Origin of the sequence: Thermococcus aggregans, assembly GCF_024022995.1 — an archaeon.
GTDB lineage: Archaea > Methanobacteriota_B > Thermococci > Thermococcales > Thermococcaceae > Thermococcus_A > Thermococcus_A aggregans.
The window spans coordinates 126,991-149,538 of record NZ_CP099582.1 but is presented as its reverse complement, the minus strand read 5'-3'; the positions used below and the strand labels follow the sequence as shown (position 1 = coordinate 149,538).

24 protein-coding genes and 5 tRNA genes are annotated in these 22,548 nt (G+C 44.1%); 20 read left to right on the top strand and 9 right to left on the bottom strand.

The genetic code is table 11. The annotated features are described in order from the left end of the window. Nucleotides 1-82 precede the first annotated feature (82 nt). The 6 genes from NF865_RS00880 (at nucleotide 83) to rpl12p (ending at nucleotide 3,372) form a co-directional block, all read left to right on the top strand. The gene (locus NF865_RS00880) at nucleotides 83-274 is read left to right on the top strand and encodes a protein translocase SEC61 complex subunit gamma (RefSeq protein WP_253304761.1); all 192 of its coding nucleotides are present in this window, start codon (nucleotides 83-85) and stop codon (nucleotides 272-274) included. A 17-nt stretch (nucleotides 275-291) separates the two neighbouring features. Beyond that, complete coding sequence (locus NF865_RS00875) at nucleotides 292-747, top strand: transcription elongation factor Spt5 (RefSeq protein WP_004066285.1); 456 nt, start codon at nucleotides 292-294, stop codon at nucleotides 745-747. A gap of 13 nt (nucleotides 748-760) precedes the next feature. Then, a complete protein-coding gene (locus tag NF865_RS00870; protein ID WP_253304760.1) occupies nucleotides 761-1,252 on the top strand; it encodes a 50S ribosomal protein L11 in 492 nt (163 codons plus the stop codon). Nucleotides 1,253-1,334: 82 nt separating this feature from the next. Beyond that, nucleotides 1,335-1,985: a 50S ribosomal protein L1 gene (locus NF865_RS00865; RefSeq protein ID WP_253304759.1), complete on the top strand. Its 651-nt coding sequence runs from the start codon at nucleotides 1,335-1,337 to the stop codon at nucleotides 1,983-1,985. A 5-nt stretch (nucleotides 1,986-1,990) separates the two neighbouring features. Beyond that, entirely contained in the window at nucleotides 1,991-3,010 is a 1,020-nt protein-coding gene (locus tag NF865_RS00860; protein WP_253304758.1) for a 50S ribosomal protein L10, read from the top strand. Between the two features lie 47 nt (nucleotides 3,011-3,057). Further along, nucleotides 3,058-3,372, top strand: a complete 315-nt coding sequence (gene rpl12p / locus NF865_RS00855) for a 50S ribosomal protein P1 (RefSeq protein WP_004066279.1) — start codon at nucleotides 3,058-3,060, stop codon at nucleotides 3,370-3,372. 84 nt (nucleotides 3,373-3,456) lie between these two features. Here the strand turns inward: rpl12p and dcd are convergent, their stop codons facing one another. Next, a complete protein-coding gene (gene dcd, locus NF865_RS00850) occupies nucleotides 3,457-3,930 on the bottom strand; it encodes a dCTP deaminase (RefSeq protein ID WP_253304757.1) in 474 nt (157 codons plus the stop codon). Nucleotides 3,931-3,977: 47 nt separating this feature from the next. On the opposite strand from dcd, the gene NF865_RS00845 reads away from it, so the two are divergent. Next, nucleotides 3,978-4,053: transfer RNA gene (locus NF865_RS00845), tRNA-Arg, on the top strand. Between the two features lie 372 nt (nucleotides 4,054-4,425). On the opposite strand, the gene NF865_RS00840 is transcribed toward NF865_RS00845, so the two are convergent. Both NF865_RS00840 and NF865_RS00835 read right to left on the bottom strand, forming a co-directional pair. Further along, nucleotides 4,426-4,503: transfer RNA gene (locus NF865_RS00840), tRNA-Ile, on the bottom strand. A gap of 9 nt (nucleotides 4,504-4,512) precedes the next feature. After that, nucleotides 4,513-4,588, bottom strand: a tRNA-Asn gene (locus NF865_RS00835). A gap of 98 nt (nucleotides 4,589-4,686) precedes the next feature. On the opposite strand from NF865_RS00835, the gene NF865_RS00830 reads away from it, so the two are divergent. The 10 genes from NF865_RS00830 to rpsG all read left to right on the top strand — a co-directional run bounded on the left by NF865_RS00830 (nucleotide 4,687) and on the right by rpsG (nucleotide 14,432). Then, nucleotides 4,687-4,763, top strand: a tRNA-Thr gene (locus NF865_RS00830). Nucleotides 4,764-4,770: 7 nt separating this feature from the next. Then, nucleotides 4,771-4,848, top strand: a tRNA-Pro gene (locus NF865_RS00825). Between the two features lie 182 nt (nucleotides 4,849-5,030). Continuing rightward, a complete protein-coding gene (locus tag NF865_RS00820) occupies nucleotides 5,031-5,279 on the top strand; it encodes a DNA-directed RNA polymerase subunit H (protein ID WP_253304756.1) in 249 nt (82 codons plus the stop codon). 18 nt (nucleotides 5,280-5,297) lie between these two features. After that, nucleotides 5,298-8,654, top strand: a complete 3,357-nt coding sequence (locus NF865_RS00815) for a DNA-directed RNA polymerase subunit B (protein ID WP_253304755.1) — start codon at nucleotides 5,298-5,300, stop codon at nucleotides 8,652-8,654. 4 nt (nucleotides 8,655-8,658) lie between these two features. After that, nucleotides 8,659-11,376, top strand: a complete 2,718-nt coding sequence (locus NF865_RS00810) for a DNA-directed RNA polymerase subunit A' (protein ID WP_253304754.1) — start codon at nucleotides 8,659-8,661, stop codon at nucleotides 11,374-11,376. 5 nt (nucleotides 11,377-11,381) lie between these two features. Next, on the top strand, nucleotides 11,382-12,569 hold the full coding sequence (gene rpoA2, locus NF865_RS00805) for a DNA-directed RNA polymerase subunit A'' (RefSeq protein ID WP_253304753.1): 1,188 nt from the start codon (nucleotides 11,382-11,384) through the stop codon (nucleotides 12,567-12,569). Between the two features lie 13 nt (nucleotides 12,570-12,582). Further along, nucleotides 12,583-12,885: a 50S ribosomal protein L30e gene (locus tag NF865_RS00800; RefSeq protein ID WP_253304752.1), complete on the top strand. Its 303-nt coding sequence runs from the start codon at nucleotides 12,583-12,585 to the stop codon at nucleotides 12,883-12,885. A 2-nt stretch (nucleotides 12,886-12,887) separates the two neighbouring features. Continuing rightward, nucleotides 12,888-13,325 (top strand): NusA-like transcription termination signal-binding factor, encoded by a 438-nt coding sequence (locus NF865_RS00795; RefSeq protein WP_253304751.1) that lies wholly within the window; start codon nucleotides 12,888-12,890, stop codon nucleotides 13,323-13,325. A 10-nt stretch (nucleotides 13,326-13,335) separates the two neighbouring features. Further along, a complete protein-coding gene (locus tag NF865_RS00790) occupies nucleotides 13,336-13,779 on the top strand; it encodes a 30S ribosomal protein S12 (RefSeq protein ID WP_253304750.1) in 444 nt (147 codons plus the stop codon). Nucleotides 13,780-13,784: 5 nt separating this feature from the next. Further along, on the top strand, nucleotides 13,785-14,432 hold the full coding sequence (gene rpsG / locus NF865_RS00785; RefSeq protein WP_253304749.1) for a 30S ribosomal protein S7: 648 nt from the start codon (nucleotides 13,785-13,787) through the stop codon (nucleotides 14,430-14,432). A gap of 6 nt (nucleotides 14,433-14,438) precedes the next feature. Here rpsG and NF865_RS00780 read toward each other — a convergent pair whose 3' ends face one another. Together NF865_RS00780 and NF865_RS00775 are read right to left on the bottom strand one after the other, a co-directional pair. After that, on the bottom strand, nucleotides 14,439-14,990 hold the full coding sequence (locus NF865_RS00780; RefSeq protein WP_253304748.1) for a DUF8121 family protein: 552 nt from the start codon (nucleotides 14,988-14,990) through the stop codon (nucleotides 14,439-14,441). A 187-nt stretch (nucleotides 14,991-15,177) separates the two neighbouring features. Beyond that, complete coding sequence (locus NF865_RS00775; RefSeq protein WP_253304747.1) at nucleotides 15,178-16,296, bottom strand: alkaline phosphatase family protein; 1,119 nt, start codon at nucleotides 16,294-16,296, stop codon at nucleotides 15,178-15,180. A gap of 119 nt (nucleotides 16,297-16,415) precedes the next feature. On the opposite strand from NF865_RS00775, the gene NF865_RS00770 reads away from it, so the two are divergent. After that, a complete protein-coding gene (locus NF865_RS00770) occupies nucleotides 16,416-16,994 on the top strand; it encodes a hypothetical protein (RefSeq protein ID WP_253304746.1) in 579 nt (192 codons plus the stop codon). A gap of 206 nt (nucleotides 16,995-17,200) precedes the next feature. Here NF865_RS00770 and NF865_RS00765 read toward each other — a convergent pair whose 3' ends face one another. The 4 genes from NF865_RS00765 to NF865_RS00750 all read right to left on the bottom strand — a co-directional run bounded on the left by NF865_RS00765 (nucleotide 17,201) and on the right by NF865_RS00750 (nucleotide 21,177). After that, on the bottom strand, nucleotides 17,201-18,430 hold the full coding sequence (locus NF865_RS00765) for an Nre family DNA repair protein (protein WP_253305693.1): 1,230 nt from the start codon (nucleotides 18,428-18,430) through the stop codon (nucleotides 17,201-17,203). Between the two features lie 116 nt (nucleotides 18,431-18,546). Beyond that, a complete protein-coding gene (mfnA, locus tag NF865_RS00760) occupies nucleotides 18,547-19,704 on the bottom strand; it encodes a tyrosine decarboxylase MfnA (RefSeq protein ID WP_253304745.1) in 1,158 nt (385 codons plus the stop codon). 44 nt (nucleotides 19,705-19,748) lie between these two features. Beyond that, on the bottom strand, nucleotides 19,749-20,930 hold the full coding sequence (locus tag NF865_RS00755) for a cation:proton antiporter (RefSeq protein ID WP_253304744.1): 1,182 nt from the start codon (nucleotides 20,928-20,930) through the stop codon (nucleotides 19,749-19,751). Between the two features lies 1 nt (nucleotide 20,931). Beyond that, complete coding sequence (locus NF865_RS00750; RefSeq protein ID WP_253304743.1) at nucleotides 20,932-21,177, bottom strand: TIGR00304 family membrane protein; 246 nt, start codon at nucleotides 21,175-21,177, stop codon at nucleotides 20,932-20,934. A gap of 73 nt (nucleotides 21,178-21,250) precedes the next feature. On the opposite strand from NF865_RS00750, the gene NF865_RS00745 reads away from it, so the two are divergent. Both NF865_RS00745 and NF865_RS00740 read left to right on the top strand, forming a co-directional pair. After that, nucleotides 21,251-21,937, top strand: a complete 687-nt coding sequence (locus tag NF865_RS00745; RefSeq protein ID WP_253304742.1) for an HAD family hydrolase — start codon at nucleotides 21,251-21,253, stop codon at nucleotides 21,935-21,937. Further along, entirely contained in the window at nucleotides 21,921-22,541 is a 621-nt protein-coding gene (locus NF865_RS00740; protein ID WP_253304741.1) for a diacylglycerol/polyprenol kinase family protein, read from the top strand. The genes NF865_RS00745 and NF865_RS00740 overlap by 17 nt, the downstream gene beginning before the upstream one ends. Nucleotides 22,542-22,548 lie beyond the last annotated feature (7 nt).

Below are 22,548 nucleotides of genomic sequence, written 5' to 3'. Positions count from 1 at the left end.
TAAATAAACTTGAAAAGATATAAGCATAACTTTTAAATAGTCGAGAAATAGTCAAGTCTGAGAGTCGTGAGGGGTGTTAAAGATGGCAGAGAGCTACACGGAAAAGTTTAAAAACTTCATATCTGAGTCGAAGAGAGTTTTCCTTGTAACCAAAAAGCCAAGCTGGAAGGAGTATAAGCTTGCTGCCAAGATAACGGGCATTGGGATTATTTTAATAGGCCTTATTGGCATGTTTATCCACATTATTGGTGCATTAATTGAAGGTGGGGCATAAACGTTTTGGTGGTAGAGATGGAGTCGAAGATATTTGCAGTAAGGGTAACAGTTGGACAGGAAGAAAACACCGCTAAGCTCATCTACAGTAAGGCAAAGACCTACAACCTCCCTATTAGAGCAATTTTGGCTCCTTCTAAGGTTAGGGGATACATCTTTGTTGAAGCTGCAGAGAAAGCCGCAGTGGACGAAGCAATTAGAGGCATCAGACATGCAAAAGGAACTCTGCCCGGTGAGATAGCCTTTAGTGAGATAGAGCACTTCCTTGAGGAGAAGCCTGCGGTAAGTGGATTTGAACCTGGAGACATTGTCGAGCTTATTGCCGGCCCATTTAAGGGAGAAAAGGCCAAGGTTGTCAGAGTTGATGAAGCAAAGGATGAAATTGTTGTTGAGCTCATTGGGGCCATAGTGCCAATCCCCGTTACAGTTAGGGGAGAATACGTTAGGCTTATAAGCAAACGCTCAGAGGAGTAGAGGGGTGAAGAGGATGGCAAAGAAGCAAATTGTTGAAGTGTTGGTTGAGGGTGGTAAAGCTACTCCTGGTCCTCCATTGGGTCCAGCCATTGGTCCACTGGGACTGAACGTTAAGCAAGTAGTTGATAGGATAAACGAGGCAACAAAAGATTTTGCTGGAATGCAGGTTCCGGTCAAGATCATTGTAGATCCAGTGACAAGACAATTTGAGATAGAAGTTGGTACTCCTCCAGTAAGCCAGCTTATAAAGAAGGAGCTTGGGCTTGAAAAGGGTTCAAGCGAGCCAACAAGAAATATCGTGGGCAATTTAACAATGGAGCAGGTAATCAAGATAGCAAAGGCAAAGAAGCAACAAATGCTTGCTGCTGATCTAAAAGCCGCTGCCAAGGAGGTTATAGGGACGGCACTAAGCATGGGAGTTACCGTGGAAGGTAAAGACCCAAGAGAAGTGCAGAAGGAAATAGATGAAGGAGTTTATGATGAAGTATTTGCAAAGGCGGAGTGAGGGAAAAGTTTAAAAATATCCCCTTTTACGAATTTTTGATTTTTCCTTCCGGCTTAAATAAAAAAAGAGGGAGGTCAGAGAAATGGCCTTTGACAGGCAAAAAATCGTGGAAGCGGTGAAGGAGGCAAAGGCCCGGGCTAAGCCGCGTAACTTCACACAGACCGTCGAAGTGGCAGTAAACCTCAAGGATATTGATCTTAAAAAGCCTGAAAACAGGTTTAAGCTTGAGGTTGTTCTGCCACACGGTCGCGGGAAGGAGCCCAAAATCGCGGTCATTGCTGATGGTGCTGTTGCCGAGGCGGCTAAAAAGCTCGGGCTTGATGTGATTAGTGGTGAGGAATTGGAGGAATTGGGGAGCAACCCAAGGGCTGCGAGAAAAATAGCCAAAAAGTATGACTTTTTCATAGCAGCTGCTCCACTAATGCCAAAGATTGGTAGATACCTTGGTAGATACCTAGGTCCAAGGAATAAGATGCCCGTGGTAGTTCCGCCTACAGTAACCGATCTTACCCCATTTGTTGAAAGGCTCAAGAAGACTGTAAGGATACAGCTCAAGAATAACCCAGTAGTGCATGCTCCAGTTGGCACAGAGGAAATGGACGATGAAAAGCTCGCAGAGAACATTGAAACAGTGCTCAACGCAATAATAGGAAAGCTCGAAAGAGGAGAGAACCAAGTTAAGTCAGCATACGTCAAAACAACAATGGGCCCAGCTGTAAAAATAGAGGGGTGATATAGATGGCTCATGTCGCTGAGTGGAAGAAGAAAGAAGTTGAAGAACTCGCCAAGCTTATCAAAAGCTATCCAGTAATTGCTCTTGTAGATGTAGCAGACGTTCCAGCTTACCCCTTATCAAAGATGAGAGAAAGCCTTAGAGGCAAAGCTGTGCTTAGGGTTTCAAGGAATACCTTGATCGAGCTTGCGATTAAAAAAGCCGCTCAAGAACTCAACAATCCAGATCTTGAAAAACTAGTGGGGTATATCCAGGGTGGAGCAGGTATTCTCGTCACGGAGATGAACCCATTCAAGCTTTACAAATTCTTAGAAGAAAGTAAAAAACCAGCTCCAGCTAAGCCTGGAGTTCCCGCTCCAAAAGACATCGTAGTCCCAGCGGGGCCGACGCCTCTCTCACCAGGGCCTCTTGTAGGTGAGATGCAGGCTTTAGGAATTCCCGCAAGAATTGAGAAGGGTAAGGTTTCGATTCAAAAAGACACTGTCGTGCTTAAAGCTGGCGAGATAATAACTCCTCAACTTGCTAACATCCTCAACCAGCTGGGAATTGAACCTTTGGAAGTGGGACTTAAGTTGCTCGCCGCTTACGAGGATGGCATCGTTTATACACCTGAAGTACTTGCAATTGATGAGGAGCAATACATCAACATGCTTCAGCAGGCTTATATGCATGCATTCAATCTCTCTGTTAACACTGCATATCCAACAAAGCAAACAATTGAAGCAATCATCCAAAAGGCATTCCTTGGTGCAAAGAACGTTGCCGTGGAAGCAGGCTACATTACCAAAGAAACCGCTGGGGATATACTTGGCAAGGCCTTCAGAGTGGCATTACTCATAGCCCAAGAGCTACCGGAGGAGTTGCTTGATGAGAAGACCAAAGAACTTTTAAACCAACAAGCACAAGTTATAGCGGCTCAACCTCAGCCAACTGAAGAGGCTGAGGAGAAGGTTGAGGAAGAGGAGGAAGAAGAGGAGAAAGAGGAAGAGGAAGCTCTCGCCGGACTGGGAGCTTTGTTTGGTTGATGCGCATCAAATAACAAAAAATAAAGATAACTCGGAGGTGTAAGGAGATGGAATATGTATATGCTGCTTTATTGTTACACGCCGCTGGTAAGGAAATAACCGAAGAGAACATAAAGGCCGTACTCCAAGCTGCTGGAGTAGAGGTTGACGAAGCAAGAGTAAAGGCTCTCGTTGCAGCCCTTGAGGGAGTCAACATTGATGAGGTTATAGAGAAAGCCGCAATGCCAGTTGCAGTTGCAGCTGCTCCAGCTGCAGCCCCAGCTGCCGAGGCTCCTGCAGAGGAAGCTCCAGCAGAAGAGGAAGAAGAGGAAGAGGAGAAGGAAGAAGAGGCGCTCGCTGGGCTTGGTGCACTCTTCGGCTGAACTCCTTTTCTATCCCTTTATATTTCGTTTTCCTAAATTCGATATTACAAACCTGCTTTTGCTACACAAGATAAAGAAAAGGAATTATTTTTTGGATTTCCTCTTGGATAAAACTAAATGTTGACTTCCTTGATAGCTACCTCTGTAGGGTTTACTTGATGGCTCTTCGAGTCTTATAAAAGCTATCTGCACAAACCTTTCTCCGTAGTGAAGGACTACTTCCTCCTCTGAGCTGTTGAACAATGCCAGCGTAAGGTTTCCATCCCATCCCGGGTCAACCCATGCAAAGCTCCCCAAGAGACCTTCCCTTGCAAAAGTGCTTCTCAGCCTCATATCCCCCATAACATCGTCTGAGAGTTTTACTCTTTCTAGGGTGAGAATCAAAGCATGGCCTTTGGGAGGGATAATGACTTTTCCTTCCTTCTCTACATTTATGAACTTCCCGTTAACCATGGCCTCTTTTCCAACCCTCAAATCATAGCCCGCTGGCTGGAGGGATTTCTCGTTAAACGGTTCTATCAATATTTCCTTCCTAATTTTATGATCTGGCAGTATCATTTTATCACCGCAACTTTTATTTATGCACCTTGTTATAACTTTTTTGAGGGCCCGTGGCCTAGGGGATTGGGCGTCGGCCTTCGGAGCCGAAGGTCCCGGGTTCGAATCCCGGCGGGCCCGCCAAATAAGGTTTCTAGTTGTTCCTTAGGGGAAGAGGGTTGCAGGTATTTCTTAAATTTGATAATGCAGAAAATCTAATCATAAAACCTTCGTTTCACGGGTTCCTAAAATTGTCTGGGTTCTAACATGGTCTGATGAGCTTTCATGGCATCTAAATTAAAATCTCCTCCTGCTGGGAGGTTTATTAACCTTGAGCATTGCGAGCTGTGGGGTATTTTGTCCCGATAGAACTCCGAGAAACCTCCCGAGTGGGTTCATAAAAACTTTTAGTCAAGCAAAAATGCATGCTGAAGCTGGAACTTAAAGGGACTATCCTTTGTAGGTTTTTGCTGAATTTGGATTCTAAAGAAGAATGCCTTGCTATTGAAAGAGAAATGGTGGGCCCGGGGGGCTTTGAACCCCCGACCACGCGGTTATGAGCCGCGCGCTCTGACCAGGCTGAGCTACGGGCCCACAAAGGACTGGCGCCGCCGGCCCGACTTGAACGGGCGACCACCGGATTAACAGTCCGGCGCTCTACCAACTAAGCTACGGCGGCACGAACCCAATCATAGGGAGTATAAGGGAATTTATAAAGCTTACGGTGGGTTCTGGGCGAAAAGTTTATATACTAACTTAAGCCTTTCTTCATTCGGTGCCCCGGTAGCCTAGCCTGGTGGGGCGGCGGACTTGTAATCCGCAGGTCGCGGGTTCAAATCCCGCCCGGGGCTCCATTGCAATGGGGCCGTGGGGTAGCTTGGTCTATCCTGCGGGCTTTGGGAGCCCGTGACCCGAGTTCAAATCTCGGCGGCCCCACCATACTAATGATCATATAAGTGCACCAATGGAGTGTTAAGGCTTTCGGAAGAGTTCTTAAATTTTACGCAAACAATATAAACCCTCTTTCAGACTAAACTCACGAAAAGCTTATATACTCCAATTGAAAGCTGGAGGTAGTGAGAGGGTGTACCTTCTAAAAATTTTAAAGGGGGCAATTCTCTGTGACGGCGAAAAAAACCTTTACAATATTTGATCACGAATTAGTTCCCGAACACAGAATCCTCAGTGAAGAGGAAAAGGAGGAACTGCTTAAGAGGTACAGGGTTAAACTTTCTCAGTTACCGCAAATCAAAGCAAGCGATCCAGCAGTTCAGGCTCTTGGAGCCAAGCCTGGTGATGTTATAGAAATAAAGAGGAAAAGCCCTACTGCGGGGGTTTATTACTATTATAGGATTGTTGTGGAAGACTGAAGTTTTTGAGGTGAGAAAATGAGAGGTCCTACTGTTGTTGAGGTTACTCCGGATGATCTTTGGGAAGTTATGAAAAGCTACTGGGACGAAAAAGGACTTGTAAGGCAACATCTCGATTCTTACAACGCTTTCATTGATCACGGAATGCAGGAAGTAGTTAACGAATTCGGTGGAGTCAAGCCAGACATTCCAGACTTTGAAGTCAAATTCGGAAGAATAAGGCTGGGTGAACCGGAGTTTCAAGAAGCTCACGGGCAGAGAAAGCCACTCTATCCAATGGATGCAAGGATTAGAAACCTCACATACTCAGCGCCGATCTTCTTGGAGATGATACCGGTTATCAAAGGTATTGAACAAGAGTCCGTTGAGGTCAGAATTGGAGAACTGCCTGTAATGCTCAAGTCAAAGGTATGCAGACTTTACGGCCTAAGCGAAGAAGAATTGATTTCTCATGGAGAGGATCCCAAAGACCCGGGAGGATATTTTATCATCAACGGTTCTGAAAGAGTTATCGTGTCTATCGAGGATTTAGCACCAAACAGGACACTCGTAGAGGTTGACGAAAGACAGAACAGGTACATAGCAAAGTGTTTCTCCTACAGGCATGGCTATAGAGCTTTGATAACAGTGGAAAGAAGGAAAGACGGCTTGCTTTACGTTTCTATTCCAAATGTGCCGGGTGTTATAAAGTTCGTTTATGTCATGAGGGCCCTTGGGCTTGAGAGTGATAAAGAAATCGTCGATGCTGTGAGCAACAACCCTGAGATTCAGCAGGTTCTCTTTGACAATTTGGAGGACGCTAGCGAGATACAAACTCAAGAGGAAGCTTTAGACTATATAGGAAAGAAGGCCATGCCAGGACAGCCAAAGGAGTACAGGCTGAGGAGAGCCCAATCTATAATTGACAACAACCTTCTCCCGCACATGGGTGTTTCTCCAGAAGACAGAATAAGAAAGGCCTATTACCTTGGAATGATGGCCCTTAAGGTTATTGAACTCTCTCTTGGGCTTAGAGGAGAGGATGATAAAGATCACTATGCAAACAAGAGGCTCAAGCTTGCTGGTGACCTCTTGAGAGATCTCTTTAGAGTTGCATTTGGCCAGCTTGTTAAGGACATGCAGTATCAACTTACCAAAACCTACCAGAGAAAGGGCGAGAAATACACTTTCCAGGACATCCAGAGGTTTGTGAGAAATTCTGTGAGGCCGGATGTTCTAACGGAGAGAATTGAGCACGCTCTTGCAACCGGCGCATGGCCCGGGGGAAGAACCGGTGTAAGCCAACTCCTCGATAGGACTAACTTTATGTCCACTCTTTCTCACTTGAGAAGGGTTACTTCTCCATTGAGCAGAGAACAGCCTCACTTCGAGGCAAGAGACCTTCACGGTACTCACTGGGGAAGAATATGTCCAACAGAAACTCCAGAAGGTCCCAACTGTGGTCTGGTCAAGAATCTTGCACTGATGTCTCAAATAACAACTGCGATCCCGGAGGAAGAAGTTTTGGAATATCTTGAAAGCCTTGGTATAGTGCACATTGAGGAGAAGAGGCCAGAACCAGATGACTGGAGAATCTATCTTAATGGAGTCCTCATTGGAACCTACAAAGACGGTATTGGTTTGGTAAACAAGATAAAAGACGACAGAAGAGCAGGAAGAATCAGCGATGTGATAAACGTTGCTTATTATGAAGACGTCAGGGAGGTTTACATCAACAGCGATGACGGTAGAGTTAGAAGACCTCTCATAATTGTTGAAAACGGCATTCCAAAGCTTACAAGAGAACACGTTGAGGCCATAAAGAAGGGAACTCTTAAGTGGAGCGATCTTGTGAGGATGGGAGTGATTGAGTACCTTGATGCCGAGGAAGAGGAAAACGCCTATGTGGCGACCTGGCCCTGGGAAGTTACAGAAGAACACACTCACTTGGAGATAATGCCCGCCGCAATACTTGGTCTGCCAGCTTCTCTCGTTCCATATCCAGAGCATAACGCCGCTCCAAGAAACACCTATGGAGCCGGTATGGCAAAGCAGAGCCTTGGTTTGGGCTGGGCCAACTTTAGAATAAGGGTAGATACAAGAGGCCATTTAATGCACTATCCACAGATTCCACTCGTTAATTCAAGGATTATGGAGGCGGTAGGTTTCGAGCAGAGACCAGCGGGTCAAAACTTTGTAGTTGCAGTTCTCAGCTACGGTGGATACAACATGGAAGATGCTGTTATCATGAACAAGGCCTCCATCGAGAGAGGACTTGCAAGATCGACGTTCTTTAGAACTTACGAGGCTGAAGAAAAGAAATACATGGGTGGACAGACAGATAAGTTTGAAATTCCTGATCCGACTGTTAGGGGCTTCCTTGGTGAGAAATACTACAGAAACCTTGATGAAGACGGCATAATCTTCCCAGAATCGAAAGTGGAAGGAAAAGACGTTTTAGTTGCAAGAACTTCTCCACCAAGGTTCCTTGAAGAGCAGGCAGGATTAGGTGCCGGTATCCTTCAAGGAAGGAGAGAAACGAGCATAACTATGAGGCCCGGTGAGAAGGGAATAGTGGACAAGGTAATATTAACTGAAACCGGGGACGGCACAAAGCTTGTTAAAGTGACGGTTAGAGATCTCAGAATTCCAGAATTTGGTGACAAATTTGCTTCAAGGCATGGACAGAAGGGTGTTATAGGCCTAATTGTTCCACAAGAGGACATGCCGTGGACGGAGAGCGGAATAGTTCCAGACTTAATCGTTAACCCACATGGTATCCCAAGCCGTATGACTGTCGGACAGCTCATCGAAGCAATAGGTGGGAAGGTAGCATCACTTAAGGGGAGAAGAATAGATGGAACTGCCTTCATTGGAGAACCAGAAGAAAAGCTTAGAAAAGAACTTGAAGAGCTTGGCTTCAAGCACAACGGAAGAGAGGTCATGTATGATGGAATCACCGGAAGAAAACTTGAGGCAGACATATTCGTTGGCGTTATATACTACCAGAGGCTCCACCACATGGTGGCAGATAAGCTTCACGCACGTTCAAGAGGTCCGGTGCAAGTTCTTACCAAGCAGCCGACTGAAGGTAGAGCGAGGGAAGGCGGTCTTAGGTTCGGTGAAATGGAGCGTGACGTTCTCATTGGCCACGGCGCATCAATGCTCTTGGTAGAGAGATTGCTAGAGGAGAGCGATAAAACAGAGGTCTGGGTATGTGAGAGCTGTGGGCATCTGGCAATCGAAGACAAGCGTAGGGATAAGGTTTACTGTCCGGTTTGTGGAGAAGAGGAGAAGATAAGCAAGGTAGAGATGAGCTATGCCTTTAAGTTGTTGTTGGATGAGATAAAGGCCATGGTTATTAGACCATCATTAAAACTCAAGGAGAGGGTGTAGGGCTATGCACTCAATGAAAAAGGTTATCGGGAGCATTGAATTTGGTATATTGTCTCCTCAGGAGATCAGGAAAATGAGCGCTGCCGAGATAACTGTACCGGATACTTATTCAGAGGACGGTTACCCAATTGACGGTGGATTAATGGATAGGAGACTTGGCGTTATAGATCCAAACCTTAGGTGTGAGACCTGTGGAGCAAACTACAAAGAATGCCCTGGACATTTCGGACATATAGAACTTGCGAGGCCTGTTATTCACGTAGGATTCGCAAAGACAATATACAGAATCCTTGAAAGCACCTGTAGAGAATGTGGAAGAATCAGGCTGACTGATGAAGAAATAGAAGAGTATATGACAAAGTTCAATGTGAATGAAGCCAGGAAGAGCGAGATAGATGCTTTGGTAACGGAGGTATACAAGAAGGCAAGGGAAAGAATGGTCTGTCCACACTGTGGTGCTCCCCAGTATCAGATAAAGTTCGAAAGGCCCACAATATACTGGGAAATAAGAAGAGATGAAGAAGGAAACGAATATAGGCACAGAATGATGCCAAGTGAAATTAGAGACAGGCTCGAAAAGATTCCGGACAAGGATCTACCTCTTCTTGGTCTTGATCCTGAGAAATCAAGGCCGGAATGGATGGTTTTGACGGTTTTGCCCGTTCCTCCAGTTACGGTAAGGCCATCAATCACTCTTGAAAGCGGTATAAGGGCTGAAGATGATTTAACTCACAAGCTTGTTGACATAATAAGAATTAACGCTCGTTTGAAGCAGAACATAGAAGCTGGAGCTCCACAGCTCATTATTGAAGACTTATGGGATCTCCTTCAATATCACGTAACCACGTACTTCGACAATGAAACATCCGGAATACCTCCAGCGAAGCACAAAAGCGGAAGGCCTTTAAAGACACTTGCCCAGAGGCTCAAGGGTAAAGAGGGGAGATTCAGGAAGAACCTTAGCGGTAAGCGTGTTAACTTCTCTGCAAGAACTGTTATCAGTCCAGATCCTATGATAAGCATAAACGAAGTAGGGGTTCCATTGGTCGTCGCAATGGAGCTCACCGTTCCAGAAAAAGTGACCGAGTTCAACATTGAAAAGCTGAGAAAGATGATCCTCAATGGCCCAGAGAAGTACCCAGGGGCTAACTATGTAATAGACCCGCAAGGAAGAAGAATCCGCCTCATGGAGAGCAACAAAGAGAACATAGCAAACATGCTCGACATAGGATGGACCGTTGAGAGACACCTCCTTGATGGAGATATAGTCCTTTTCAACAGACAGCCGTCCCTTCACAGGATGAGCATCATGGCCCACAGAGTTAGAGTAATGCCTTACAAGACCTTTAGACTTAACTTGGCAGTCTGTCCTCCATATAACGCTGATTTCGACGGAGATGAAATGAACCTCCACGTTCCACAAACTGAGGAAGCACAGGCCGAGGCTAGGATATTAATGGAGGTTCAGAACCACATATTGTCACCAAGATACGGTGGTCCAATTATAGGTGGAATCCAAGACCACATATCAGGAGGCTATCTATTAACGAGAGAAGGGTCGTATTTCACAAAATACGAAGTTGAGCAGATGTTGATGTTTGCAGGCGTTGATGTGAAGGAGCTTCCAAAACCGGACAAGGTTGAAAACGGCATTGAATACTGGAGTGGAAAGACTATATTCTCCCTCTTATTGCCAAAAGACCTGACAATCTGGTATCGCAACAAATTATGCGATGATCCATCTCAATGTGAGCCGATTGAAAAGCTCATTGAAGAAAAACTAGTGCCTAGTGAAGAAGAAATTAGAAAGGTTGCTACGGATGGATTTGTTTACATCCGCAACGGTAAGCTTCTAAGCGGTGCGATAGACAAGAAGGCTTATGGTAGAGAGGATGGAAAGATTCTTGACATTATAGTTAGGGAGTATGGTGTCGAAAGGGCCAGACAATTCTTAGATCAGGTTACAAAGCTTGCAATATGGGTAATTACCCACAAAGGGTTCACAACTGGAATAGATGACGAAGACCTCCCTGACGAGGCAAAGGCAAGGATTAGAGAGATAATAATGGAAGCAGAAAAGAAGGTTCAGAGGTTAATAGAGGCATATAAGAACGGTGAGCTTGAGCCACTGCCAGGTAAGACTCTTGAAGAGACCCTTGAGAGCAAGATAATGGCTGTGCTATCTGAGGCAAGAGATAATGCAGGTAAGGTTGCTGAGAAGTACTTGGGTATGAACAACCACACAGTTATAATGGCCAAAACCGGAGCGAGAGGTAAGATCCTTAACATTACTCAGATGGCTGCTATGCTTGGACAGCAGTCTATTAGAGGTAAGAGACTTTATAGAGGATACAGAAACAGAGTGCTTAGCCACTTCAAACCAGGAGACCTTGGGGCAAAAGCAAGAGGTTTCGTTGTGAACTCTTACAAGAGCGGATTGACACCCCAAGAGTACTTCTTCCATGCAATGGGTGGTAGAGAAGGTCTCGTCGATACAGCTGTTAGAACAGCCCAGAGCGGTTACATGCAGCGTAGATTGATAAACGCTCTCCAGGACCTCAAGGTAGACTACGATGGAACTGTAAGGGATCCAAGTGGAATCATTGTGCAGTTCCGCTATGGTGAGGACGGAGTAGACCCAATGAAGAGCTGGGGTGGAAAAACAGTTGATGTTGATAGAGTGATAATGAGGACTTTAATAAAACTCAGAGAGAAGGGGTGAGATGTGTGGCATTATCAAGCTCAACTATTAAAAAGCTTATAGAGAGTAAAGCCTCCAATCTGCCAGAGAAACTTAAGGAGGAACTCTTGGATAAGCTCATTACCTACAATGAAAAGTACCAGTTGAAGAAAGCAGAAGTTGAAGCAATAATCGATGAAGTCGTCAAGGAATATGAAAAAGCATTAGTGGAGCCTGGAGAAGCTGTGGGAACCGTTACCGCTCAGTCAATTGGAGAGCCCTCTACGCAGATGACCCTTAATACCTTCCACTATGCTGGTGTTGCTGAAATTAACGTTACTTTGGGTCTCCCAAGAATCATTGAGATTGTTGACGCTAGAAAGAACCCATCAACGCCAATCATGACTGTTTATCTTGACGAGGAACACAGATATGACCCAGAGAAGGCTCGTGAAGTTGCAAGGAGAATTGAAGGAACAACCCTGGAAAGCCTCGCCAGAAGCATGACACTTGATATACTCAACATGGAATTTGTGGTCGATATTGACCCAGAGCGCCTTGAGAAAAGCGGTTTGACCATGGAAAAGATTCAAGCAAAGCTTGAGCGCTCATTCAAGTCAGCAGAAATTGAAGTTGACGGAAATACATTGATAGTCAGAATGAAAAAGGCACAAAGCGTTTCAGCATTGAGAAGGCTTGCCGATAAAGTTAAAAAGCATCGCCTAAAAGGACTGTCAGGCGTGGGAAAAACAATTATCAGGAAAGAGGGAGACGAGTACGTTATCTACACAGAGGGGTCAAACTTCAAGCAGGTCTTGAAAGTCCCCGGCGTCGACCCAACAAGGACGAGAACCAACAACATCCACGAAATAGCAGAAGTGCTCGGCATTGAAGCAGCAAGAAACGCCATCATTGAAGAAATACTCAGAACAATGCAGGAGCAGGGTCTTGAGGTCGATGTTAGGCACATCATGCTCGTTGCCGACATGATGACCCTCGATGGTGTGGTGAGACCTATAGGAAGGCATGGTGTAGTTGGTACAAAGGCAAGTGTGTTGGCTAGAGCTGCATTCGAGATTACCGTTCAACACTTACTTCAAGCTGCTGAAAGGGGAGAAGTTGATCCCCTTAACGGTGTAGTCGAAAACGTATTAATTGGTCAGCCCGTTCCAGTTGGAACGGGAATCGTTAGACTGGCAATGAAGTTACCGATTAAAAAACCAATAGAAGAGTAGGGAGGTGTAAGTAATGGATTTAGCATTTGAGCTTAGAAAAGCCCTTGAAACTGGAAAGGTTATCATCGGTTCAAATGAAACAATTAGGCTTGCCAAGGTTGGGGGAGCAAAGCTTATCATTGTAGCTAAGAATGCACCAAAGGAGATTAAGGATGACATTAACTACTATGCAAAGCTCAGCAACATCCCAGTCTACGAGTTCGAGGGAACAAGCGTCGAACTAGGAACAATGCTTGGTAAGCCATTTGTAATAGCATCACTCGCGATAGTTGAGCCAGGAGAGAGCAAAATACTTGCACTGGCTGGAGGTAAGTGAGCATGCCACTCAAGCTAAATACAGACCAGATCAAGTACATAGCACTCTTTGAGAGCTTCACAGGAGCAACAGTGCTCGATTGCTTAATTGACAAGTCAAGAAATCGCCTGATATTCGTAATCAAGAAGGGAGAAATGGGCTTAGCATTGGGCAAAAGAGGCAGCAACGTTAAGAGAATACAGGGGATGTTAGGAAAGGACATTGAACTGATAGAACACTCAGAGAATCCAGAAGAGTTCCTCAAGAACATTTATAAAACAATGGGCGTAAGGATTAAAAAAGTCCACATAACTGAAAAGAAAGATGGGAAAAAAGTTGCCCTCCTTGACGTGAATCAGAGGGACAAGCCTAGGGCGATAGGTAGAGGAGGGCAAAATATAAATCTCGTCAAAGAGTTAATGGAGAGGCACCACGGTATTGAAGAAGTTGTGGTAATTTGAGGTGATGATCATGCCCGGAAAGAAAGCCCCTTACGGTGAATTTGCCGGAAGAAAGCTCAAGCTTAAGAGGAAGAAGTTTAGGTGGAGCGACATAACCTACAAGAGAAGAGTTCTCAGGCTCAAGGAAAAGAGCGATCCCCTTGAAGGTGCACCACAAGCGAGAGGAATCGTCCTTGAGAAGATTGCAGTTGAAGCTAAGCAGCCAAACTCAGGTATGAGAAAGGCAGTCAGAGTTCAGCTCATCAAGAACGGTAAGGTAGTTACCGCATTCACACCCGGTGACGGTGCTATCAAGCACATTGACGAGCACGACGAGGTCATCATAGAGGGAATTGGTGGTCCAAAAGGTGGATCTATGGGTGACATTCCAGGAATTAGGTACAAGGTCGTCATGGTTAACAGAACCTCCCTCAAAGAAATAGTTAAGGGTAGAAAAGAAAAGCCAAGAAGGTGATGCTCATGGCTAAACCACTAGAAGAGAGATTTTTTGTCCCAAAGGATCTTAAGGTCTTTGGAAGATGGAGCGTTGAGGATGTAGTAGTTGAAGACCCATCCTTGAGGCCTTACATTAACCTTGAACCAAGAATTCTTCCACACAGTCATGGAAGACACGCTAAGAAGCAGTTTGGCAAAGCAAACGTTCACATTGTGGAGAGATTGATAAACAAGGTAATGAGAAGCGGTGCCTCAAGCTATAAGGTTGCTGGTCACTTCATGAGAAGAGAGCACCGCTCATTGATGAGCAAGAAAATGAAGGCTTACGAAGTCGTAAAGGAAGCCTTCAAGATTATCGAGCAAAGAACAAAGCAGAACCCAATTCAGGTTCTCGTTAAGGCAATTGAAAACTCCGCCCCAAGAGAAGACACAACAACTGTAATGTTCGGTGGAGTTAGGTACCACATTGCGGTTGATATTTCTCCACTTAGAAGGCTTGACGTTGCTTTGAGAAACATTGCCCTTGGTGCATCAGCAAAGTGCTACCGCAACAAGGTCAGCTACGCAGAGGCTTTGGCTGAGGAAATCATAGCTGCAGCAAACAAGGACACAAAGAGCTTCGCATACAGCAAGAAAGAGGAAATCGAGAGGATTGCACAATCCTCAAGATGAAGTCTTTTATTTCTTTTTCAACTCTATATCAACTACGCTTTCTCCTTTGTACCTTTTAAACCTCCCAGAAAATTCAAGTTCAGCTTTTATGGTAATTAAGACTGTGTTTGTTCTTTCCAAGGGTACCACAATAAAATCTAATGTCGTGCTCCCCACTCCCTGAACGCCGAGGTCTGGGATCTCTAATACAGCAGAGTTCAGATTATCCCTGTTTCTCTGCAATTTTAAAGGATTCCAATTATATCCCTCGGGAATCTTTAAATAAACTTCCGCACTAACGTTTGGTGTTATTACAAGCTTTAAACTCTTGGTTTTCCATCCATCTTTATGCCACACATTAACGCGGAAGGAAATTACGTCCTCTTGGAGATAATGTCTCTTCATGATGGAAAGAGTTGCAACCCTTTCGCCTTTTGAATCATAAAAGTTGGAATGGACTTCATCAGGTTCTCCGATTTCTTCGTTTTTTAGACTTTCGACTGAAAGAGCCTTAATGCCCAATGCACAAACCACAAGCAATAGGATTATAGATACCAGCAGTTTAGAACTTTTCTTCATACCTATTCACCCTTAGATGTTATGCTTTTGAATTACTTATGGGTTTCTCTTCAGAACCCTAAGAAGAAAAGTCAATGGGACAACGCCTTTCCGAGCCACTTAGCTAAAGCTACTATTGTCAAAATGGGTGGCAACCCGGGAGCTTTCGGTAAAACACTTGCGTCGTAGACTTACAAGTTCCATAGTTTCATAGTAGGCTTTTTCCTATCATTTCTTCCGGCTTCTCAATGCCAAAGAACTTCAGTATTGTGGGGCCAATATCATAAAGGGTTGCATTTTCTAAGTTTACCTCCTCAAATCCCCATAAGATAAGCGGAACCTTTCTCACTGGCTCGTTTAAAGACCCGTGCATTCCTTTCGTCCAGTAGCTTGATCCCTTTATTCCATCACATTGCCTGTGTGAGCAGAACCAGTAGCCTTCTTTAGCCGAAACTATCAGCTCCCCACTGTTTGGAGTATTTAGGTGTGGTAAATCCTCCCTGAAGAAGACGTACTTTACACCGGGGGCTCTTTTTAATAATGAATAAGCTTCCTCGGCTTCGGTTGGGTCTTTTAGATAAACATGCACTCCTCCTCCTGAGGAAACCCTTAGTGTTGCAATTCCGTGGTTATTGAGATACTTCTTTAGATTTACCCACGTGTGAACTCTTTCCTGCCCGTGGTCGGCAAATATTATAAACGCATACTCATCTCTAAGCCTCTCCCATAGGGTGTTCAATGCAGTATCTACGGTTTCAACAGCTTTCATAGCTTCATCGCTCAAAGGCCCATAATCGTGCTGCATTCCATCAATCGAGCAGAAGTGGACTAAAAGCAAATCTGGTTTGCATTCTTCGTAGAGATACAGAGCTGAGTTCAAAACCCAGAGGTCTTTTCTCCAGTCTCTTCCGTGCTCTCTATAGAGAGCATCGTCACTGAAAAACGGTGGAAAGATTCTAACATGAGTGCCGCTGAAAGGAGGCATTGTATAGCCAGTGACAGAAGCGCTTCTTATTCCTTTTTCTCTGAGAATATCAACTACGGTTTTTGCTCTTATGACCTTGTGGGGATTAAATGCGATTTCATAGTCGTAGAAATTCACTTTCCTATCGGTTATCCTATCGTAGTATCCGTTTTCCACAACGCCATGAACCCTTGGGGGAACCCCAGTAACTACGGTTGTGTGGACTAAATCCGTGAGCGTGGGAAATATTGACTCGACAACTTCGAAGAACCCTTTCTCGGCTAGCTCACTTAAAAACGGCATGTGTTTTAAATTGTAAACTCCATTGCCGTCGATGCTTATTAAAGCTAGCTTCTTTCTCATAATGCAAGCTATGAAAAGTGGGTTAAAAAGTTTAAGCTTATCCTGATTAACTGTCTCAAAAGTTAAATAAATCTAAACCTAAAATTCTACTGTAAACTTTGAAGACATGGTGTTTAACAATGAGGATCGCACCGGAAACCCTGATAAAGGTTGTAGTTGTTATCCTATTATTGTTTGCAATACTAGATGTTGGATTCGTACTTGACTATCGTTCTCATATGAAGACAGTTAATAAGGTTTGTGAAGCCTTCAGGTACTTCAGACAGAATGAATCATATCTCTATAGACCGAATGGGAGTTACTATGCACATGTTTTTATCAAAAACTATAAAGACGCAAAAAGGTTCACAAATGCATTCCAAAAGTATAGGCCTCTAATAGCAGGGAGTTCTTCTTGTAACGAAAATAGGGGAGTGTTTTCAATCCTTGTGGAGAGTGATAGGCATGAGAGGTTTGTAGAGGAAGCCGGGGGTCATATTCTATGGTCAATTGAAACTCCAGAAGAAGTGGAGCCTCCAATACCACAATTAAATAAGACAGGCAACATGACATACCTAAGGCTTGAATGTGATATCTACACACCTTGTGATTATTACCACTTTGCTATATCGCTTGTAAAGGCTAATGCAGTTGCCCTTATAGTAAGTTTAATATTGCTTTCCAGAAAATACAGTATCAGGGATGTTTTTGGACTCTGAATAACAAATTTTCATTATTTCACTAAAGGATGTCTAAGGTTTGCATGCCACGTAAAGGGTATTATAAGTTGTACGGGGAGCAATGATCAGAGATTTCTTTAAAGAAATCAAAGGGTATAACGAGGACTTCTTTTTGGACCTATATTTTTTGTCAGGATAAACGTGTTAAGCTTAACACCCTCTGCTTATCTTGACAGTATCGGCAATCACATCATATTAAAGTAATAATCAAGTGTTCTCTGCTTTCTCAACCGTAGAATCCAGCTTTTTTCCAGGTATTTCTCAAGCTCCAGCTCGAGGAACTTCCTGAGCTCATTAAGAGCCTCTTGGAGTGTGTTAAATTTTCCCACGGGATTTTCCATGGCCTTTTTAACTCCAACCCTTATCTGCCATACCCCTACCGGAGCATAGTACTTTGGGGTTACCTCTCTGAAGACTATTATTCTTGCCTGTCTTCTTCTCCATCTAAGGCTTTCGAGAACGCTCAATCTGGCTGCATAGTAAGCCCCGGTGGTCTCTTCAGCGTAGCCTTTAATCCCGCGAAAGTCCTCGTAATCGTGAATTACCTCCGGTTCATCGCTCCCAAACAGAGAGCCCTTAAGCCAAACCTCAAGGAGCTCAAAAGCGTAAGTTTCGGGCATTAAGATAACCGCATATCTGTTGCCTAAGAACTCGTAAAAGTAAAGCTCAAATTCATTTATGGTGTCATAGCGCAGGATTTCTTCCCTCAGCTTCTTACCTATTGTATCTTGCACCGCCGTGATGCTCCATCTTGTCGGAACGAGCTTTTTGTTGATTCCGAGTAGTCCAGCTGAGAGGAGCCTTATTATGTAATACTCATCAAAGCCCCAGTTGTAGAGCCGCATTATTGCTTCCTCGGCTTTCAGCTCATCGCTAACTACGTAGTCGGTTTTTCTTGGTATTCTTGGGTTTTCTGTGAGCTCAAAGTCAAGGAGTTCTGCCCTTGGCCCTACTGGAGGAGCAAATTCACTTGGAAGGACTTTTAGAATCGGCCTCCTCTTGAGTAGAATCTCGCTGTCCACAGGCTTTACTGACATGGCCAGCTCTTGAACTTCTTCAAGGATTCTTCCGCTTTTTCTCACGTTGACATCGGCTTTCATTTCCCCCATAACAAGAAGGGAGCGGTAATAGAGAACGTCTTTTATTGTTTTGTTTTCCCATTTCAAGGGGCTGTCAAGATGAGAGGTGTTCCCTTCTATTGGGGGAACAAGAGGTCCAACGCGGACTTTTGGATAGCCATATTCACCGACAAACAAGCTTGGAGGGGATGAACCAAAAATTTCTCTGCGGTTTATCTTTTGCTCTACACTCTTTACTACCCTAAAGCGTTCGAGAATTGGGCATGTAGGACGGCCACAGAGGAGCTTTCTCCCCTTGCACAGTGCACAGAGTTTTGAGTTAAAGAGCTTCATCAGTTTTAACTAGCAAGGCAAGAGTATTTATATCTATCTTCATTCTGGCACGGCTGAACTAGGTACCAATGCTGAGGCATTAATTCTAATTTTGGTTGAGAGGTGATAAAAATGCAGAATTAGAGGGTTTTCTTCAAAATTTCCCTTAAGTCCCTTAAGAAGTTCTCCAGATGTTCTCTTTTTACGTGGGGCATCATAACTATCCTTATATATCCCCTGTGGGCACTTATTCCCCAGCCCCTGGCTTTGAGTTCTGCTTCGATTTTCTTAAGCTTCTTGGCGCCGAAGGAAACTATGTTAAGCATTGGCTCCCTTATCAAATACACTCCTTTTGTGGCTTTTATTTGTTCAGCAAACCAGTATGTATTTTCCATTGCCTCTTTGACCACTCTCTTGTACCCTTCAAATCCAAGGTGCTTGAGAAGAGCCCAAACAGCTATTGCATTTGCACCTGGTCTAGTTCCCGTTATTGTGGCTTGGAATATCTTACCTCCCGCCAGATACGGAGCCAGAACGTTAATAGCGTTTATGTATTTTTTCTTTCTAAAAACTATCCCGCCGGCAGGAATTGGTGCCATTCCCATTTTGTGGGGGTCTATGGTAACGCTCTGCACACCTTTGAGCTTAAAGTCAAAGTCCGGTAAATCATAGCCCAACGCCTTTGCAAATGGTATCACAAACCCACCAAAAGCTGCATCAACATGAAGGGGAATTCCATAATCTACCGCTATATCCGAAAGAGCAGGGATATCGTCAACAACTCCCAATCCGGTTGTACCGGCTATTCCAACTATTCCAATGGTGTTGTCGGTTATCTTATTCTCAACGTCTTTGACGTTAACAGAATAGTCCTTATTGAGCTCAGCCCAGACAAGCTTAACTCTCAGCAGATCACTTGCTTTTAGAAAAGAGAAGTGTGCGCTTTTTGGTAAGATTAATTCGGGCTTCTCAACATCTGAAATGTTGCGAAAGGCTCTCACGGCAAGAATATTTGCCTCAGTGCCTCCGCTTACTATGTTACCGTATGCTTTCTTTAAATGCAAAAGCTCTCCAAGCATTTGGACGGCTTCTTCTTCAATTTGCCTGCTTCCCTTGTGTAGCCCGGGATCACCTAAGTTTCTGTCTATGTATTTTTGGACTATCTTTTGGGCAAGAGGGTGAGGGTAAGTGCACATGGATCCTAAAATCTTGCCTGAATTAAAGGTTAGGTCAATTTTAAGCCTCCCTTCAAGTTCTGCAAGTACTTCCTCTTCGCTCATTCCTTCCTTTGGGATCATAGTCTCACCAGCTTGAAGTTCTCGGCATGGCATTTAAATTTTTGTTATTCTTCTCTTCTTATGCGGGATAAATAAAGCTTGAAGAACTGGGGAGTCGTTACTGCTGTTAGCATGGATACTATAACAACGGTGGCAAAGAGTCCTTGATCTATCAACCCCTCTTCAATCCCGAACTTTAGTATGGCAAGTTCTAAGCTACCTCTTCCGCCCATTCCAATGCCGACAAGTATTGCTGATTGCCAGTCAAATCCAAAAACTTTCATCCCCATTCCACAGCCAAGGAGTTTTCCTAACACTGCAGCCAGATATAGGAGGGCTATCAAGGCGATGTTGAGTTCACTGATAGGAGGATTGAACATCAGCCCGACGTAAATGAAAAAGAGGGGCATAAAGAATTCTGTAAGGACGACTTCCAATTCTCCAATAAGCTCGTTGAGCTTTATCTTGCTCAATATGAGAGGGTCTCTCCTTTCTCTCAGCCTGCTTATCGTTAAACCTGCGAGGTAGGCACCAATTATTTGATGTAGCCCTACTTTTTCCGCCACTATTGCTAGGAGGAACGTGAGGATTATTGCAAATGTAAAGAAGGTGTTCAGGTTTCTCAATATGCTGTAAAATCTCAGGGAACGCTTAAATATGTACTCAGAAATCAAAAGAACGGCCGTTATGAATATCGCTATCTTAATTGTCAAAATAATTAGCGGGAACAATGCGAGCTCGCCTCTTGTCATTGCGGTTATTATGCCAATCAGATAAACTGCCATTATATCATCGGCAAAAGCAGCTCCCATTAGTATTGATGATATTTCCTTTCTAACCCTCGATTTTAGCAATACCCCGCTTGTCACTTCAATTGCAGTATTCCCTAAAGTTACTCCAACGAAAATTGCAGCAGCCAAGCCTTTTCCGAAGAAGTAAACCGTTGAAAATCCTAAGATAAATGAAACCGCAACGCCCAAGCCAGCCACTGAAATGGCCTTCACCTTGTTTGATGCGATCGAGGAAAAATTGCTTGTAAGACCCATGTAAAGCATCATCATTAAGAGACCAAACTCTGAGAGAACTTTTAATGGCTCAGAAGGGGAAACCACATTAAGGAAAAAGGGCCCAAGTATCATTCCGGTGAGTAGGTGGGCAATTATGGGGTGAATTTCTTTCTTTTCAAAGAGCCATTCTAACGTCTTTGCAAAAACCAGAAGAATGGAGAGGTCAAGGATGTACTCCACTTTATACCCTCCTGCTCAGCAGGGCCCCTATTATCCACAGGAGCATTAAGAAAATTGCAAGTACCATTGCTAACGTAGCCCCTCTGCTCGTTCCGAAGACTATTGGGATGGGCCCTATCATTATTACTCCTCCGCCCTCAACGTCAGCCTCTCCTTCAGATGCTGCTAGTAGGGTCCCTATGAAGATAAGCACAAAGCCTATGAATATCAACCCCATCCCTGCCAGCACAAGTAGCTCTCCCTTCATGGTTCCTCATGGAAAACTACGCTTAGAGTTTTTAAGCTTTAACGCTAAAGTTGTTAAGGGAGGAACTAGTCTTATGCTAGTGATAGTTGATCTTGATGATACTCTATGCAACACATGGGAAGCGGCCAGATGGAGTGTTCTCAGGCTTTTGCCCCATCTAGTTAGAAAAAGGAAGTTTAGGGCACTACTTTATATTCTCACTCAGAGGTACAAGGAGCTGGAGCAGTCAAGAGAGTTGCATCTTCTAGACCTCGATGAACTAGTTGAGAATTTCATGGAGCGAATTTACCAAAAAATCTCGGAAGGTGACCTTAGAGAGATGTTCGAGCTGGTTGATAGGACATTTTTTTCAAATTTAAAGCTTTATCCAGACGCTATTGAATTTTTAGAGGGTTTAAAGGATATGAACGCTAAATTAGTGCTTGTGACGGATTCTTCATCCGAGTGGCAGAGGAAAAAACTGGAGTATCTCAACATAAAGCGCTACTTCGATTACATAGTAATAAGTGGGGAGACAGGTCACAGCAAGCTTGAGTCGTACAATTTTATGCTTGTAAAGAGAAAGTTCCCCAAAGAGAGTGAAATTTATGTGGTAGGAGATAGAGACGATACTGACATGAGGGGAGGAAAAGAGATTGGAGCAACCACAATTCTCGTAAAGAGGGGATACTTTAAGTCCCTTTTGCCAAAACATGCTGATTACATAGTTAAAGACCTCAGAGAGGCATTAGAGGTGATTAAACGTGAGCATAAAAAGTGAACTTAAAAGAAAGGTGTTGCACCTTACTGGGCTCACAGTTCCAGCAATATACCTAATATTCGGACAAAAGGTAACAATAGGGTTTGTTGCGTCTGCACTAATACTCTTTCTGATTCTGGAACCATTTAGAATAGTTGATGAGCTAAGAGACAAAGTAAAAAGAAAGCTTGGACTTTATGTTAGGGAGGAAATAATAAACCTCGTAGAGCGGGAGTTAGAAGCGATTTCTCGGGAACATGAGAAGCATTCGATTGGGGCTCACATATACTTCACTGTTGCGGCACTAATAATAGTCTGTTTCTTCCCAAGAGATATAGCCATAGGTGCTATAACAGTTGCAACCCTTGGTGATGCCATAGCGGCAATAGTGGGGAAACCCTTTGGAAAACACAGATTCAAAAACGGAAAGAGCGTAGAAGGGAGCTTGGCATATTTCTTAAGTGCCTTTGTGATATTGAGCCTATTGATAGACATTCCTCACGCTTTTGTAGGAGCTTTAGCTGGAACACTGGCAGAATTTTATGAATTGCCGCCAGATGACAACTTCTCAAACCAGCTGGCAGTGGCATTCACCCTTTACGTATTCAGAAAAGTCGTCTTTTAGAAGAATG

What these genes read in the sequence shown, in the direction of transcription:
- NF865_RS00880 (WP_253304761.1), top strand. Translation starts at nt 83, where the DNA reads ATGGCAGAGAGCTACACGGAAAAGTTTAAAAACTTCATATCTGAGTCG.
- NF865_RS00875 (WP_004066285.1), top strand. Translation starts at nt 292, where the DNA reads ATGGAGTCGAAGATATTTGCAGTAAGGGTAACAGTTGGACAGGAAGAA.
- NF865_RS00870 (WP_253304760.1), top strand. Translation starts at nt 761, where the DNA reads ATGGCAAAGAAGCAAATTGTTGAAGTGTTGGTTGAGGGTGGTAAAGCT.
- NF865_RS00865 (WP_253304759.1), top strand. Translation starts at nt 1,335, where the DNA reads ATGGCCTTTGACAGGCAAAAAATCGTGGAAGCGGTGAAGGAGGCAAAG.
- NF865_RS00860 (WP_253304758.1), top strand. Translation starts at nt 1,991, where the DNA reads ATGGCTCATGTCGCTGAGTGGAAGAAGAAAGAAGTTGAAGAACTCGCC.
- rpl12p (WP_004066279.1), top strand. Translation starts at nt 3,058, where the DNA reads ATGGAATATGTATATGCTGCTTTATTGTTACACGCCGCTGGTAAGGAA.
- dcd (WP_253304757.1), bottom strand. Translation starts at nt 3,930, where the DNA reads ATGATACTGCCAGATCATAAAATTAGGAAGGAAATATTGATAGAACCG.
- NF865_RS00815 (WP_253304755.1), top strand. Translation starts at nt 5,298, where the DNA reads ATGAGAGGTCCTACTGTTGTTGAGGTTACTCCGGATGATCTTTGGGAA.
- NF865_RS00810 (WP_253304754.1), top strand. Translation starts at nt 8,659, where the DNA reads ATGCACTCAATGAAAAAGGTTATCGGGAGCATTGAATTTGGTATATTG.
- NF865_RS00800 (WP_253304752.1), top strand. Translation starts at nt 12,583, where the DNA reads ATGGATTTAGCATTTGAGCTTAGAAAAGCCCTTGAAACTGGAAAGGTT.
- NF865_RS00795 (WP_253304751.1), top strand. Translation starts at nt 12,888, where the DNA reads ATGCCACTCAAGCTAAATACAGACCAGATCAAGTACATAGCACTCTTT.
- NF865_RS00790 (WP_253304750.1), top strand. Translation starts at nt 13,336, where the DNA reads ATGCCCGGAAAGAAAGCCCCTTACGGTGAATTTGCCGGAAGAAAGCTC.
- rpsG (WP_253304749.1), top strand. Translation starts at nt 13,785, where the DNA reads ATGGCTAAACCACTAGAAGAGAGATTTTTTGTCCCAAAGGATCTTAAG.
- NF865_RS00780 (WP_253304748.1), bottom strand. Translation starts at nt 14,990, where the DNA reads ATGAAGAAAAGTTCTAAACTGCTGGTATCTATAATCCTATTGCTTGTG.
- NF865_RS00775 (WP_253304747.1), bottom strand. Translation starts at nt 16,296, where the DNA reads ATGAGAAAGAAGCTAGCTTTAATAAGCATCGACGGCAATGGAGTTTAC.
- NF865_RS00770 (WP_253304746.1), top strand. Translation starts at nt 16,416, where the DNA reads ATGAGGATCGCACCGGAAACCCTGATAAAGGTTGTAGTTGTTATCCTA.
- mfnA (WP_253304745.1), bottom strand. Translation starts at nt 19,704, where the DNA reads ATGATCCCAAAGGAAGGAATGAGCGAAGAGGAAGTACTTGCAGAACTT.
- NF865_RS00750 (WP_253304743.1), bottom strand. Translation starts at nt 21,177, where the DNA reads ATGAAGGGAGAGCTACTTGTGCTGGCAGGGATGGGGTTGATATTCATA.
- NF865_RS00745 (WP_253304742.1), top strand. Translation starts at nt 21,251, where the DNA reads ATGCTAGTGATAGTTGATCTTGATGATACTCTATGCAACACATGGGAA.